Genomic DNA, 15,907 nt, shown 5'->3' with positions numbered 1-15,907 from the left:
TGAGGAAGTGACTGTATATCCTGTAATGGCCGAGCCACCATTATTAGTAGGGGCAGTCCAACTCACTGCCGCCTGAGCATTACCGGGAGTTGCGGTGACATTCGTAGGAGCTCCGGGGACCGTAGTAAGCGAGCATGCAATTGCCCGCATATCAAAGTAAGAGGCGTTGGTATTGGTGCCACGTACCACTATATTAGGCAGTAAAAAAGCTACAGAGGTATTGGTATAAAAAGAAATAGTACAGCTTTGATGCGGCGGCAATGAAGCAGGACATCCATTATTTTGTATGATGTAATTTATAAAATTAGGATTTGCTGAGGAGGCACTAATATTGTTTGCATTAATTAATGAGGTATTCGTAAGCGTAATTGAACCAGGAGTCGAAAGACACTTGGTAGAATTTTGACTTACTGTGACTAGACAATTTTGTAATGAGCGGGAGCAACTACGAACTTCATTCCCGATACTAAGCTCTAAATTTGCTATTTTTGAAGGAGCTGCCCATAAGAATAATCCAGGTGCAATACACATACTAAAAAATAACCATTTTCTTATGCGTATCATCATTTAATCCTTAATGTTGTACAACCAGGAGTAACAAATATAAAAAATTCTATTAGCGCTCATATTAAAATATTTAAAAATAATAGTAAACTCAAAATGATAAAGTAGAAGATATCAGCTAAGGCGATCAGAATACCTGACCGCGTTTGGGGAAAAGACAGATTCTAATTTAGGCAAATTCATAGTAAGATCGTTGATCATTGCTGGAGATTGCTTTATAATTCGCGCGGTGAAACTTAGGTGAATATGTGAACAAACAGCTGAGTAAGCGCGGAATTATACGATTGTGGCTAGTGCAACTAGCAGCCACCTTAGCCTTTGCTGCTGTATGTGCTATACTGTATGGTGCTAATGCAGCGAGTTCAGCGGTTCTTGGTGGTATGGTCTGCGTTGTTCCCAATGTATATTTCGCAAGTAAATTATTTAAGTATCAAGGCGCGCGATCTGCAAGACAGATAGTAAATAGTTTCTATAAAGGCGAAGCAATTAAAATATTTTTGTCTATAGTGCTTTTCACTGCAGTATTTGTGTGGATTAAAATCACGCCGCTGGCGTTTTTTGCAGCGTATATCATGATTCTAATTACACATTGGTTTGCTCCTTTGGTTATTGTTAATAAACAGAATAGGCCCGAAAGTGACTGAAATGGTATCTAGCACAAATTACATCAAACATCATCTAACATACCTAACCTATGACGTTAGTAGTATGAAAATGGGTTCAGGCGGTGGCTTCTGGACATTAAACCTTGATACATTATTCTTCTCGATAGTAATTGGCCTGTTTGTTTGCGGCCTAATGTATTTGGGTGCTCGCCGTGTAACAACCGCTGTTCCAGGGAAATTGCAAAATTTTGCAGAGTTAATGCTGCAGTTTGCGGATAACCAGGTGAAAGATTGCTTCCATGGTAAAAGTAACTTAATTGGCCCATTGGCATTAACCATATTCTTATGGGTATTCTTAATGAACTTTATGGACATTGTTCCCGTAGATGTATTACCAATTATGGCCCAATCTATGGGGGTGCATTATCTAAAGGTAGTTCCAACTAATGACTTGAATTTAACTTTTGCATTGTCACTTACTGTATTTGCTTTAATTATATTCTACAGCATTAAGATTAAGGGCACAAAAACGTTCATTAAAGAGTTAACATTACAGCCTTTTAATCATCCAGGATTTATCCCATTTAACCTATTGCTGGAATTAGTTGGCTTGATCGCTAAGCCAATTTCTCTAGCACTACGTTTATTTGGAAATTTATATGCAGGCGAATTAATCTTTATTTTGATTGCTCTGCTCACCTTAAATGCTTCAATGGAATCACCTGTGGGTACAGCGACTTTAGGCCTTGCTCAATTTTTATTAGCATTAGGCTGGTCAATATTCCATATTCTGGTAATTACGTTGCAGGCATTTATTTTCATGGTGTTAACTATTGTTTACCTTAGTTTGGCACACGAAGAACACTAATCGATTTATTTTCATCATCCATTTTAAAGGGGATAAATATGCAAGCTGCTAGTTTGATAGCACAAGTTCAAAGTATGACCGTTGTTGCGGTTGCATTGTTAATTGGCTTAGGTGCGTTAGGTACCGCTATAGGATTTGGTCTGCTCGGTGGAAAATTCCTAGAGGGCTCAGCTCGTCAACCAGAAATGGTTCCAATGTTACAAGTTAAAATGTTCATCGTTGCAGGTCTGTTAGACGCAGTAACCATGATCGGGGTTGGTATTGCATTATTTTTCACTTTTGCAAACCCATTCCTAAGCAACCTTTCTTGATAACAAATGATTAAGGGCGCCAGGCGCCCTTGATTGTTGCAGGAGATAATAACGGTGGATATTAACTTAACACTAATAGTACAAATGCTGGTATTCGCAGCTTTTGTTTTATTTACTATGAAATTAGTTTGGCCTCCATTAGCCAAAGCACTTGAAGAACGTCAAGATAAAATTGCTGATGGTTTATCCGCTGCTGAGCGTGGCCGCAAGGAGCTGGAATTAGCACAACATCGTGTTAGAGATGAATTAAAGCAAGCTAAAGTCCAATCAGCTGACATCATTGAAAAAGCAAACAAGCGTGCTGCACAGATTATTGAAGAAGCTAAAGAAGCTGCAAAACAAGAAGCACAAATGCAGGTAAAACTGGCTCAGGAACAATTAGTGCAACAAGTAAATCACGCGAAAGAAGAGCTTCGCAAGCAAGTTGGCAAATTAGCAATTACTGGCGCAGAGAAAATTTTAATGCGTGAAGTAGATGCTAAAGCAAATACTGCATTGTTAGATAACTTGATAGAAGAGATTTGAAATGTCTGATAGCACCACCATCGCCAGACCTTATGCTAAAGCTATTTTTGAGCATGCTTTGGCAGAGAAAAAATTAGCTGAATGGTCAGTATATTTGACAACACTCGCACAAGCAGTGTTGACTCCTGAGGCGGTACAATTTATTGAAAATCCAGCTTCTACAGCCGAGCAACATGTTGAATTGCTGCAAGCTTTAGTCAAGACAGGATCAAACGAAGCAATAAAAAATTTGATTTCACTCTTGGCTGTGAATAAACGATTAATGCTGTTGCCTGAGATTTGTGCTCTTTACGAAGCATTACGTGCAGAGCAAGAAAAAACTCTGGACGTTGAAGTAAATAGTTTTTCAGAATTATCATCAGCACAACAAGAAAAGTTAATCGAGTCATTAAGCAAGCGTTTACAACGTAAAGTTTCATTAAGAATTACAATTGATCCTTTCTTGCTTGGTGGAGCAGTAATTCGAGCGGGCGATTTAGTGATTGATGGGTCAGTTCGGGGCAAGCTCAATAAGCTTTCTACCGCTTTGACCGCTTAAATTTAGAGGATAATTTCCATGGCAGAACAAGTAGCATTAAGTCCTTCTGAAATTAGTGATTTAATCAGAAAGAAAATAGAACATTTTAGTGTAAAGTCTGAAGCAAACAATGAAGGTACAGTTGTTAGCTTGAAAGACGGTGTTGTTACTCTACACGGTCTTGAAGATGTAATGGCTGGGGAAATGATTGAGTTTCCTGGTGGTGTTTATGGTTTAGCGCTCAACTTAGAACGAGATGCTGTAGGTGCGGTAGTTCTTGGTGATGCTTCTTCATTAGCAGAAGGTCAAAAAGGTAAGTGCACTGGCCGTATTTTGGAAGTACCCGTTGGTAACGCACTTTTAGGTCGTGTTGTTGACTCATTAGGGAACCCAATTGATGGTAAAGGCCCAATTGAAGCAGCGAGCATGGCGCCAATTGAGAAAGTAGCTCCAGGGGTTATTGCACGTAAATCAGTAGACCAACCAGTACAAACCGGTTTAATTGCCATTGATGCGATGGTTCCAGTGGGGCGCGGGCAACGTGAGTTAATCATCGGTGACCGTCAAACAGGTAAAACAGCAATTGCCATTGATGCCATCATTAACCAAAAAGGTACTGGTGTTAAGTGTGTGTACGTTGCTGTTGGTCAAAAAGCTTCTTCTGTGGCGGCGATTGTTCGTAAATTAGAAGAGCATGGTGCATTAGAGCATACTATTGTTGTTGTTGCGGGCGCTTCTGATTCTGCGGCGTTGCAATTTATTGCACCTTATGCAGGTTGCACCATGGGTGAATACTTCATGGAACGTGGTGAAGATGCGTTGATCGTTTATGATGATTTAACGAAACAAGCATGGGCTTACCGTCAAATTTCCTTATTGCTACGCAGACCACCAGGTCGTGAAGCGTATCCTGGAGATATTTTCTACTTACATTCACGTCTCTTAGAAAGAGCGGCACGTATCAATGCAGATGAAGTAGAAAAATTAACCAAAGGTGAAGTAAAAGGTAAGACTGGTTCATTAACTGCATTACCAATTATTGAAACGCAAGCCGGTGACGTATCTGCATTCGTACCCACCAACGTGATTTCGATCACTGATGGTCAGATTTTCCTTGATGTTGACTTATTTAACTCCGGTGTTCGTCCAGCGATTAACTCTGGTTTGTCTGTATCGCGTGTGGGTGGTGCGGCGCAAACTAAAATCATGAAAAAGCTTGGTGGCGGTACCCGTTTGGCACTCGCTCAGTTTCGTGAATTAGAGGCATTTTCGCAGTTTGCTTCTGATCTTGATGATGCAACACGTAAGCAATTAGAGCGCGGTCAACGTATTACTGAACTTATGAAGCAAAAACAATATGCTCCCTTCTCTGTAGCTGAGATGGGTGTTGCATTGTTTGTTGTTGAAAAAGGATACTTGGATGATGTTCCATTAAATGAAATTACATCATTCCAAGCTTCTTTACTCGACTATGTACGTACTTCACATGCCCCATTGATGCAATCAATTAATGAAGCGGGAGCTTACGATAATGACATTGAAGCAAAATTGAAGAAAGCTGTTGAGGACTTTAAACGTACAGCAAGTTGGTAAGTCAATTTAAAGGCGAAATAAAATGGCTGGAGCAAAAGAAATCCGTTCGAAAATTTCGAGTATTAATAAAACTCGAAAGATTACTCGTGCAATGGAAATGGTGGCAGCAAGTAAAATGCGCAAAACTCAGGACCGAATGCGCGCATCCAAGCCTTATGCTAATAAAATTTATAATGTGGTCAAACACATTGCACGCGCCCACTCAGAATACAATCATCCATTCATGAGTGCTCGCGAAACAAATCGCATAGGTTTTATCGTTGTAACCACTGATCGTGGATTATGTGGTGGTTTAAATGCAAATTTATTGCGTGAAACCGTACGTACTATTCGCGATTGGAAAACACAAGGTAAGGAAGTAGATATTGCTGTTATTGGCCGTAAGGGACAAGCGTTCTTTAAGCGCGTGGGCAGTAATGTTCTTGGATCAAAAGATCATCTTGGTGATACGCCAAGCATTAATGATCTAATTGGCATTGTCAAAGTGATGTTAGATGCATTTTACAGTGGCAAGATTGATGCATTACACATTGTGTACAATGAATTTGTGAACACCATGACGCAAAAGCCATTGGTAAAACAATTACTACCATTGCCGAAATCAGAAGAAGACAGTAAAGCGATGGGACATCATTGGGATTATATTTATGAACCCGATGCCAAAGAATTGCTGGATAATCTTTTAGAACGTTATATCGAATTGCAAGTATACCAGGCAGTTGTTGAAAACATTGCCTGCGAGCAAGCGGCTAAAATGATTGCAATGAAAAGTGCAACGGACAACGCTGGTGATTTGATTAAAGAATTTCAATTGGCTTATAACAAAGCCCGGCAAGCTGCGATTACTCAAGAGTTGGCAGAGATTGTCGGTGGCGCAGACGCTTTATAAGAGGGCATATAATGAGTAGCGTAGATTCTACAGTAGCAGTAAGAAACATTGGAACCATAGTGGAGATTATTGGTGCGGTGGTGGATGTTGAATTCCCACGCGATGCGGTTCCTAAAATCAACGATGCATTAAAATTAGTTGATGGTGATTTAATATTCGAAGTACAACAACAATTAGGTGATGGTGTTGTACGTACTATTGCCATGGGAACTACAGATGGTTTGAAGCGTAGTTTAAAAGTTGAAAACACTGGTTACCCAATTCAAGTTCCCGTAGGTAAGAAGACTTTAGGTCGTATTATGGACGTATTAGGTCGTCCAGTTGATGATGCTGGCCCAATTGGTGCTGATGAGCATTGGTCAATTCACCGTAAAGCACCAAGTTATGAAGAGCAAGCCGGTAGCCAGGAAATTCTTGAAACAGGTATTAAAGTTATTGACTTGCTTTGCCCCTTCGCTAAGGGTGGTAAGGTTGGTCTCTTCGGCGGTGCTGGTGTAGGTAAAACTGTAAACATGATGGAATTAATCCGTAACATCGCGATTGAGCACAGTGGTTACTCAGTATTCGCAGGTGTGGGGGAGCGTACTCGCGAGGGTAATGACTTCTATCATGAAATGAAAGATTCTAACGTATTGGATAAAGTATCCTTAGTATACGGTCAGATGAATGAGCCCCCAGGTAACCGTTTGCGTGTTGCATTAACTGGTTTGACCATGGCGGAAAAATTCCGTGATGAAGGCCGTGACGTGTTATTATTCGTAGATAATATTTACCGTTATACTTTGGCAGGGGTAGAGGTTTCTGCACTGTTAGGCCGTATGCCATCAGCGGTAGGTTACCAACCCACATTGGCTGAAGAAATGGGGATGCTGCAAGAGCGAATTACTTCAACTAAAACAGGCTCGATCACTTCAATTCAAGCAGTATACGTACCAGCAGACGATTTGACTGACCCATCTCCTGCAACTACATTTGCGCACTTGGATGCAACTGTTGTATTGTCACGTCAAATTGCTGAATTAGGTATTTACCCAGCGGTAGATCCTCTTGATTCTACATCACGTCAATTAGACCCATTAGTTGTAGGGCAAGAGCACTACGATACAGCACGCCGTGTACAACAAACATTACAACGTTACAAAGAATTGAAAGATATTATTGCGATTCTTGGTATGGACGAATTATCTGAAGAAGATAAACGGATTGTAACGCGTGCTCGTAAGATTCAACGATTCTTGTCACAACCATTCTTCGTTGCTGAAGTTTTTACCGGCTCTCCAGGTAAATATGTATCTTTAAAAGATACTATTAAAGGCTTTCAAGGGATTCTTGCTGGCGAATATGATGATTTACCAGAGCAAGCATTTTATATGGTTGGTAGCATTGAGGAAGCAATTGCTAAAGCGAAAACCTTATGAGGCAAGATGACATGACAATCACAACACACTTGGATATTGTTAGTGCTGAACAGGAAATATTCTCTGGTTTAGTAGAAATGGTTGTTGCTACTGGCGAATTAGGTGAGGTGGGTATTGCTGCAGGACATGCCCCTCTACTTACTGTTTTGAAGCCCGGCGAAGTCAGGTTAACTTTACCAGGCGGCCAACAAGAAATTTATTATGTTCAAGGTGGCATGCTGGAGGTACAACCTAACTGTGTTACGGTTCTTGCTGATGTAGTTGAGCGTGCGGAGCATCTTGATGAAGCAGCTGCACTTGCTGCTAAATCAAAAGCTGAAGAAGCAATGGCAAACAAGAGCGCTGAGATGGATTATTCTGTCGCTGCTGCTGAATTAGCACGTGCAGTAGCACAGATTCGTGCTATTCAAAAAGTTCGCAAAATAGTTAAATAATTTCTAATGCAACCCGCGACGACGTTCTTGGGTTGCACCTTTTAGCTAATCCCTATTTATGGAATATTTTAATATGAGCTATTATACTTGTGTTGATCTTATTAATGAACGACTCGATCAACTTCATAAGCTTACACCCTCCCTAAAGAAAAGGATTTTCCATTTTTTTTCAAAAAAAGCAAAAGAGAGCTACTTAAAAGAGATTGAAGAAGAAAAAAATTTATTATGGGATTTAAAGACAAGCCTCTTAGTAAGGAGTCATAAAAATGACTATACTAATTTACAAAATGAAATGGATAAAATTAATAATTATGGAAAGAGGAACTCGCTTATAAATTATCTGTATACAGACTTACATGTAATTGATACGCGCTTAAAAGACGTAAAAATTAGAGAAAAATATAGCCTTTTTTTATCTCGTCAAATTGCTGAACCATTTCAAGGGGACGGCAGTGAATCTTATCGTCTTGGACTCTCAAAAGGAGAATGTTATGGATTCACTTTTGCTATGGTTGATCCGGAATTAAGTCCTTATGAAAAGTGCTCCTCTAATAAAAAATTATACCTAAATCGGAAAATTCATAATTATCAAAAAAATCAAACTGATCGCCATAAAGATCAGACAACTATAAAAAGAAAAAGACTCACTCGTGAACTATTTTGTCCTGATTTCAAAAAGCAGGCAGAAAAAATTTTTGCTGTTGCAGAAAAAAATGTTGGCAAAGAAATAATGCTAGGGCTTAGATGTGCAAAAGGAAAACACGCATGCTATTTAAGCCTTCAAATAGATGGAAAAATCAGATACATGGATCCTAATTATGGGGCTTATTTATTTCACCATGAAAAAGAATTTATTGACTTTTATATTACCACTTCCGAAATGTATAAAGCAAAAGAGTATCATTTTAAATTTTATCAAATTGTAGAACTTATCTATGATAAAACCAATCAATTAGTCGAATCCAGATCATGGGCCGGTAAAATACGTTCATTACTTACGGGCAATAAATATTCTGGTAATTCTTTCCCCGGCTATACGTTTTATGAAGGGTTAATATTCGTTGGTTTCATTGTGGTGTATTTCATAGTAATTGCGAGCCTGATTATTTCATGGAGTAACATACCAATAGCAGGCCTACTCTTTGGATTAGGAGCAATGTTGCTGGGAGATTTAGGCGCACGGGCACTCAACGATGGGCATAGAGGTCTTCTTGCGATTTCTCACTACCTACAAGAGCGCGGGAATAATTTTAATGAAAACAAGATAAAGCCATTATTTAATTTTTTCATAAAAAAAATAAGTCCTACGGTTAAAGAAAACGCCTCTTTTCAAGAAATCTGCGGAGAAACTTCTGTTGCTAAAATACTACTCGCTATGCCCCCAGGCAAATGGAATCCACTGAGCATTTTCACGCAAGTTCACCTATATTCCAGGTAGAGAAATTAACCACTTCCTCGAAGTTGCCAGTAGAGCCTCAATATGATGTAGAATTTCGGAATGCGCTTTGTTGAGTATGTAGGTCGGGCCTCGGCCCGACAGAATCAAGATTATTCTCTGAAACAATTCATCGCCTGTGTTGTATTAGACCAAGCTTAATCATTGGTTACACATCCTCTTTGAATATATCTATAGATACTCGAGTATTGCTAATCAGAGGCTTTTTGGACATAACCATGCTTCACGGGGTTAAAATGAATATAATTTTTACATGGTGCTCGAAATATAATTCATCGTAAGCCCCCAAAAATCGCATCTATCTCCATAGTTTAACTTCACCTATTCTGCTGTTTTTTGAGAGAGGAGAGGTGATGTTAAGTTTAGAGCTCAGAGCAGTTCGTAGTAAAAGAAGGCTAACGAAGGAGGAGAAATTAGCCTATATCCAATATTGGCAGTCGTCTAATTCCGGCGAGAGAACAACAGTCTCAGGTTATACACGTAAAGCGAAGAATTCTCCTCGCGGCAAAACAACGGATTTAAGTCACTTGCCCACACTTTCAAATCCATCATGATTTGCAAGAAGGGAAAAAATCTGCGTCTGCTGCCAGGCGCCTTTGGCTTTGATAGGCAAAGACATCACTAAAAAGCTGGAAGTTTTACCACAAAAACTCTAGGCGAAGAGTTTTCCAAATTATGGAATAACTCTGCCGTTCGCCTAGAAATCCATCGACCTTCTGTGGCTCTTGGAAAATTTTTCTTGGTCAGTTTTACCGCATCAGCAATAGACATAGATTGAGCATAACTAATGAGTGTGCTAAGCGCATCAATTTTATGGGTTTTCAACGTCTTATTATAATGAATAGGCCAAGAGCTTTTTATCTCACACTTTAATTGCTCGATCATGCTATTAATTTGCTTTAACTGCTCTAAGCTTAGTGAAGAGCCATGATGTTTGATATTTGACTCAGCAACTTTGCTCACTTCAGGTAATCTAGAAGAGGATGGTTGTCTTAATGCTAGAGAAGGTACTGTCCACAATCCTATTGAAGTAAGTATTTTTGTAAAACCAGAAGTTTCATTTCTCGTATTTTTTATATCCTTATAAATAGCTTGATCTTTTTTTAATAAGTCGGATTGGCCTATCTTAAATTCTTTTCGCCACAACTCCGCATTCACCACCATATCTTCAATAAAGGCATGCTTTAAATCCTCATGTAACCTTTCCTTTAAAGTAGCTGTATAAAATATATTGCCAAATGGTTCTGCATAAGATGACCGCGAATCAGGCTCAAACATCGTGTCAATTTCTGGAGGATAGGAATAAATTAATTCTCCATCGATTAAAATATCATCAACAGGCCGGCTCTCTGGATTAATTTTATTTTTAGGATGATTTTTAGCGATCGCTGCTAAGCGCATCCTGGCTTTTGCAACATTTTCGGACATCGCCATCTCTCGCATTGCGTGATAAATATCATGCATAGCGCCCCCAAAAGCTGTCTCAGCAGGAAATCCATCAATGGTTGTTCTAAATCTTCCTTTCTTAGATTGATATCTAAGTTCTTTATTTTCTTCAGGTAAGTACAGAGCTAAGGCAAGTTTCCCTGATGCTTTTAAAGCCGCATACCGGTCTGCTTCAAGGTAGCCATAAGTAGGAACTAGCTCTACTGGTTTTCGTTTTAACGTATGGGCTTTCGCAATCAGTGCTGCTTGAAACATAGTAAAACTGGGTATCACCATGATTTTTTCAGGATGAAATCCATTTTTATGTGCAGTTAACCAATCAAGTACCTGCATGCATTTTAATACTTTTTGGATCAGCGAAATAATGCTTGACCAACAACCTTCTTCAGGGGCAATGAGAACTTGATAAAATTGTTCTGATTTTGGTGCTTTTGCCATTTCTTCACAAAATTTTAGCCATTCGGAAACATTCAAATTAAAAAAACGTTGTACTGGTGGTTTTTGCATGCGTTGTGGCAATGCAGATACTTGCATTCCGACTTTAGGTACAATGATATCTTCATAATTAAATTGTTTAACTGATGTTGGTATATTTCTAAGATGTGCTAATGTAAGTACGTTAATAGCATATACAATTTCACTTTCAGCGTTTACATAGCTATGAATAAAATACACCATGGGATTGATATATAAAGTTCGAATTGCTGAATCTAAAATATGTATAGAAGCTAATTGTGCCATAGATATTTTTCTATCTCTGACACTTTTGCAAGCAGCTAAAAATAATGTTCTTGATTCATCGATATTCACAACCATCTCAGCTTTGGATAATTGCTCTTGTAATTCTATAGCACGTGCAGTAATTATTTCGCTATCTAATTCAGCAATTAGATGAGATCTTTCTTCTCTTGGAATCGATTCAATTAGCTCGGCATAAAGCTCTTCTTCTGATACTGGCATATATTCTCTTTATCATCTTAAAAATAATTGATTATAACATGATCAATTTAGATTATGAATTGACATAAAGTACGTAGGTCGGGCCTTGGCCCGACAAATTAGTTATTTAGGAATGTTAATAAAATTTTGTCTCGCTTTTTGTAATAATTGTTGCAATCTTAGTAGGTTATGTTCTGTCAATTCTTGAGAGTTTAAAACAAACTTAGAAACGCTTATGGCAAAAAGCATTCGTCGCATGTCCCAAACCGTGTCTTGAAACTGTTGCAGTTTTTCTTTAGTTTGCGGGACAATTTGACGCTCCAGTGTTAAATTTTCAGAGCTGATGGTAATCGGAGCGCAATTGGCAATTACCTCAGTGCGTAATTTTTCTAAAAAGATAAAGGTATTAATGTTTTCTGGTTTTGTTTTAATAATTTGTTGAAGTTTATCTTGAAAAAAATTGTACACCATTCGTTGATGAAATAAATATAATTTATGCGAATAATGGTAGCCTTGGAATAAAAAATAATCACCTATTAAGATAATGGCTATACCAATTAAGGTACACACAGCACGATTTACTACCATAACAAAAGGACCTTCCGGTGAATGAAGGTCTGTTGTTTGTGCCAAAAGCAAAAAAATCAGGATGGTGGTAAAAAAAACAGAAATGTCATAACGTCGAGGATTCAACGAAGTCACTGATAAGCCAATGAGGGAGATGATAAAGACTACAGGGATCAACCGGTAATTTAATTGCATGCAATAAATTAAGGGGATTAAAACAGTTAATGCGCTAAACGTCCCACCAATACGATGAATCGCTCTTCTCACAATGAGGCCTGGCTCAATCCCGGCGCTTACTACAAGAACCGTAAGTAATACCCAAAATTTATGGGGAATGGTTGAAAACAAGTAAATAAACATGGCAATCATAAACATCCCGGCTAAATGAGTAAAGCGCGCATAGTCAAGCCGTTTTTTCATTTCTGCAGTAGATAACATAATTTATTCCAGTGAATAAAACCTTGTTGTAAGCAATTAATAATATAATGTTGTAATTTAGTTTCAGGCGCTATAGGCACTAGTAAGGGCGAGCAAGGAATATAGTGGTCCATATTCAGCCTTAGAGTTTCAAGATTTGCTTTTACTGCATACCAAAAAGGAATGTTTTTTGTTTCGTAATAGACAATATCTAAGGATTGCTGAATTTGCCGTAGATTGATGCCGACGCGATAAGCTTGACTTCTATATTTATGAGCAATCAGCTTGCGCATATTGCGAGCCATTCCAATGTGTGTAATTTCTTGTGCGAGACTTTTTCTTTCTTGGTTAATTGCTGATTCAATATCCTCTTCAAGACAGAGAATGAATTTTTGTATGGCCTTATTCCAGATCGTTAAATAATGATTGGGATAAATTTTTAAGGCAATAAAGGTTGTCATCATGGCTAAAGTAATGGAGGAAGCTAAATTGTAAGCAACTTGCCAATTACCTTCAGGCTGTGCGCCTAAGATAATAGTGCCATTAACAATTAACAGCATGGTCAGGTTTTTTAATGCATAAAAATAGTTTATTACTGTAAAATAAGTGACGGCGAGCACAAAAACAGAAAAAAAGAAAAAAGTGCCTTTAAATGGATAAACCAGATAAAAAGAGACACTAATTAGAATGAGCGCAATAGTAATAAAAATCAGCAAACGTTCTTTTTCTGCAAAAGAAACCAGAGCAGGAGATTCATAAAAAGCAACAACCAAAAATGAAGCGAAAAAACTTTGGAGGCTAACAGGCAAAAATATCCAATATACATAAGTGGCAATCGTTGCTACAAAAACTGCTTTGGACAACGCCATTCTTTGTAGCCCGTAAGGGTCATATTCTTCAAGCCATTGTTTAAACTTGGATGTAAACATAAGCACTGCTTCCAAGTCGAAGTGGGTAGTGAGGATCTGGGTCAGTAATTTTAATAATTACCGGCAAACGCTGAGGCAATAAAATCCATTCATTCTCATTGCCTACATTTTGCAACTGCGTACGTGCATCAACAATCTGGCGATTTGCTGCCCAATAATCAGATTCAATCACTCCATGAAACATTTTTTTGCCTAAATACATCCGTGGAAATATTAACACTCTGGAGCCTTTGTGCACGGCGCGCAGGTCTGTTTCATTAAAGTTCGCTTGAATGTAAATATCATCCGTATCGACTATGGAAAATAAAGGTTGGTTCACATTAACGGGTGTTCCCAGAGTGAAAAATAAATTTTGCACAATACCATTAGTTTGTGCATATACATCGGTTAGATTTAAATTAACCTTCGCATTTTTTAATTGCGCGCCAATGGATTTAATATCACTCCCCTGGGCATTAATTTCATGCTGGTCGATTTCCACCTGTTTTAAGGAGGCTTCCCAACGATTCTTTGCTGCCTTAGTGTCTTGTTGTGAATTTTGTAAGGTAATCAGGGAAACAGTGTGTAGACGATAGCCCTTTTGATATTTCTCATCATCTTGTTTGAGTTTAATATAATTTCTTTCTTCGTTTTCACTTAACTTAATATCGCGCTCATAAGTTGCTTTTAATGCGGCAAGCTTTGCTTGTGCACCTGCCAAATTAGCCGTGAATTGATCATGGGTATAGGCATAAGGTCTTTTAAATACGGTAAATAGTTTTTGTCCTTTTTTTACTACATCACCATTTTTTACGTAAAGATCAGTAATATAACCGCTGGTTAGTGCTGCTACTGGCCGTACGTTATTCATGACAAAGGCATTGTCAGTAAAGGGAAAAAGATAAGAAAAAATATAAACAACAGTAGTTAAAATACCAATAAAAATAATGACATTGGCTAAAGTGAACCATTTTTTTATGTGTTTCAGTTGTTTTTTTATCTGTTGACGAAACTTGGGAAAATTTTTCATATCTAACTCAAATCGTTTTAATGTGTTAACTCATTTGACAACAATTGATTGGTTGTTTCTTATCATAAGCATAACCACCAGCTAAATCTTCATACAACACCACCAAAGACATGGCCAACTCTAACTTAGCCTGATTTGTCTTCAGTGCCAAGCTGTCTAAATAGAGTTTACTTTGCAGTAATTCTTTATACGAAATTAAGCCTGTTTTTAATAAACTTTGTTGTAAGTGATATTTATGACGATAATCGGCTTCGGCATGACTGTACATAATAAATTGTTCATTCATACGCTTATTTGCAGAAAAATCAGTATCCACTTCACGTAAAATTTGGCGAATAGTTTTATAAAGCGCTGCAAATTTAGTGCTCGTAATTCCTTTGCTGCGCATAATGTTGCCAATAGAGCTGGGAATGAGATCCAAATCGGCATAAGCATCCGTCAGATTGGCAAATTGTCCTTTCGGTAAATGAATCTCCCCAACAAACTCATCTAATTGCACATATGGAAAAAAATCACTCCAAGCAACCAGCTCTCCAGTACGTGCGGCCTTTAATGCGTATATTGCCATTGTCATATCGGGGCGATGATTTAAAACCGTAGCGGGGAGGCTACCAGGTCTAAACCGGCTAAAATCCAAGTGGGCGAAATTGTTTTTGCTGTGAACCTTACCTGGATTTTCATTAATTAAAAAGCGCAGTGCATTTTCACTGTAAACAATGTTATGCAAAATGGGGTTAATTTGTGCTGCAATTAAACGTTCATCCGATTGTAATTGTGCCAAAATGAGGTCATTATCGAGCCCTATGTACACATCGTGAGTGCTTAATTTAATTAATGTTTGCAGATCGTTGTCTAATTGTCTCAAAAGTTTTATTTGTTCTCGTTGCGACATTAAGGTGAAGTAGGCCGAAGCCACTTGCCCAATTACTGCTAAACGTGCTCCATCAAGCGCCGCATGATAATATTGCAGGTTATAACTTGCCTGTTTACCTTGTGTGTAGAGTTTCATGATGTTTAAGGCATAATAAGGCCAAATACCATAAAACCCACCTGGAACCCCTAGTGCTGGGTTGGTTGAATATCCTGCAAGTAATTGAATGGTAGGAATCCAACTTAACTTAACTTGCAGCAATTCACCGCGTGCTTGTTGAATATTGCCCAACGCAATGTGAATGTCCATATTGTTGCGTAGAGCGGCCTTAATTAAGCGATTTAATTCTTGATCATGAAATTGGTGCCACCAGGCGAGGCAAGGTAGATCGTTTAGCGGCTTATAAGCTTTATTACTTGATGGAAATTGCTTAAATGTAGCTGGGGGTAGTTGTTTTATCGGTTTACAGCCAAACAATTCTATGACCAAGAGCATTAAGAATATTATTTTTTTTATCATCAATAGCTTATTGTGGAAATAGAAGTGTTT

Annotated in this window: 16 protein-coding genes; 10 read left to right on the top strand and 6 right to left on the bottom strand. The window is 38.4% G+C overall.

What is annotated here, in order from left to right; translation table 11 throughout:
• Window positions 1-567 (bottom strand): fibronectin type III domain-containing protein (locus QM652_RS07510; protein WP_415074404.1); only part of this gene is annotated, 567 nt, incomplete at its 3' end.
• 245 nt (window positions 568-812) lie between these two features.
• Between QM652_RS07510 and QM652_RS07505 the strand changes: the two genes are divergently transcribed.
• The 10 genes from QM652_RS07505 (at window position 813) to QM652_RS07460 (ending at window position 9,162) form a co-directional block, all read left to right on the top strand.
• Window positions 813-1,208 carry an ATP synthase subunit I gene (locus QM652_RS07505; protein WP_415074402.1) on the top strand — a complete coding sequence of 132 codons (396 nt, stop codon included), beginning with the start codon at window positions 813-815 and terminating at the stop codon, window positions 1,206-1,208.
• 1 nt (window position 1,209) lies between these two features.
• A complete protein-coding gene (gene atpB, locus QM652_RS07500) occupies window positions 1,210-2,037 on the top strand; it encodes a F0F1 ATP synthase subunit A (protein WP_415074400.1) in 828 nt (275 codons plus the stop codon).
• 38 nt (window positions 2,038-2,075) lie between these two features.
• Window positions 2,076-2,348: a F0F1 ATP synthase subunit C gene (gene atpE, locus QM652_RS07495; protein ID WP_415074398.1), complete on the top strand. Its 273-nt coding sequence runs from the start codon at window positions 2,076-2,078 to the stop codon at window positions 2,346-2,348.
• Window positions 2,349-2,402: 54 nt separating this feature from the next.
• Window positions 2,403-2,873, top strand: a complete 471-nt coding sequence (locus QM652_RS07490) for a F0F1 ATP synthase subunit B (protein ID WP_415074396.1) — start codon at window positions 2,403-2,405, stop codon at window positions 2,871-2,873.
• A 1-nt stretch (window position 2,874) separates the two neighbouring features.
• Complete coding sequence (locus QM652_RS07485) at window positions 2,875-3,411, top strand: F0F1 ATP synthase subunit delta (RefSeq protein ID WP_415074394.1); 537 nt, start codon at window positions 2,875-2,877, stop codon at window positions 3,409-3,411.
• An 18-nt stretch (window positions 3,412-3,429) separates the two neighbouring features.
• Window positions 3,430-4,983, top strand: coding sequence for a F0F1 ATP synthase subunit alpha (gene atpA, locus QM652_RS07480; protein ID WP_415074392.1), 1,554 nt, complete (start codon window positions 3,430-3,432; stop codon window positions 4,981-4,983).
• Between the two features lie 22 nt (window positions 4,984-5,005).
• Window positions 5,006-5,872, top strand: coding sequence for a F0F1 ATP synthase subunit gamma (gene atpG, locus QM652_RS07475; protein WP_415074390.1), 867 nt, complete (start codon window positions 5,006-5,008; stop codon window positions 5,870-5,872).
• Window positions 5,873-5,883: 11 nt separating this feature from the next.
• Window positions 5,884-7,290: a F0F1 ATP synthase subunit beta gene (gene atpD, locus QM652_RS07470; RefSeq protein WP_415074388.1), complete on the top strand. Its 1,407-nt coding sequence runs from the start codon at window positions 5,884-5,886 to the stop codon at window positions 7,288-7,290.
• A gap of 11 nt (window positions 7,291-7,301) precedes the next feature.
• Window positions 7,302-7,724: a F0F1 ATP synthase subunit epsilon gene (locus QM652_RS07465; protein ID WP_415074386.1), complete on the top strand. Its 423-nt coding sequence runs from the start codon at window positions 7,302-7,304 to the stop codon at window positions 7,722-7,724.
• Window positions 7,725-7,797: 73 nt separating this feature from the next.
• Entirely contained in the window at window positions 7,798-9,162 is a 1,365-nt protein-coding gene (locus QM652_RS07460) for a hypothetical protein (protein WP_415074384.1), read from the top strand.
• A gap of 639 nt (window positions 9,163-9,801) precedes the next feature.
• Here the strand turns inward: QM652_RS07460 and QM652_RS07455 are convergent.
• The 5 genes from QM652_RS07455 to QM652_RS07435 form a co-directional block, all read right to left on the bottom strand.
• Entirely contained in the window at window positions 9,802-11,586 is a 1,785-nt protein-coding gene (locus QM652_RS07455; protein ID WP_415074382.1) for a hypothetical protein, read from the bottom strand.
• Between the two features lie 102 nt (window positions 11,587-11,688).
• Window positions 11,689-12,570: an FUSC family protein gene (locus QM652_RS07450; RefSeq protein WP_415074380.1), complete on the bottom strand. Its 882-nt coding sequence runs from the start codon at window positions 12,568-12,570 to the stop codon at window positions 11,689-11,691.
• The gene (locus tag QM652_RS07445) at window positions 12,549-13,478 is read right to left on the bottom strand and encodes a hypothetical protein (RefSeq protein ID WP_415074378.1); all 930 of its coding nucleotides are present in this window, start codon (window positions 13,476-13,478) and stop codon (window positions 12,549-12,551) included. The genes QM652_RS07450 and QM652_RS07445 overlap by 22 nt, the downstream gene beginning before the upstream one ends.
• Window positions 13,459-14,487 (bottom strand): HlyD family secretion protein, encoded by a 1,029-nt coding sequence (locus QM652_RS07440; protein ID WP_415074376.1) that lies wholly within the window; start codon window positions 14,485-14,487, stop codon window positions 13,459-13,461. The genes QM652_RS07445 and QM652_RS07440 overlap by 20 nt, the downstream gene beginning before the upstream one ends.
• Before the next feature lie 25 nt (window positions 14,488-14,512).
• Window positions 14,513-15,877, bottom strand: coding sequence for a TolC family protein (locus QM652_RS07435; RefSeq protein WP_415074374.1), 1,365 nt, complete (start codon window positions 15,875-15,877; stop codon window positions 14,513-14,515).
• Between the last annotated feature and the right edge of the window lie 30 nt (window positions 15,878-15,907).

This window comes from Legionella sp., from assembly GCF_047605385.1.
GTDB lineage: Bacteria > Pseudomonadota > Gammaproteobacteria > Legionellales > Legionellaceae > Legionella.
This window is presented reverse-complemented; position numbering and strand designations above follow the sequence as displayed.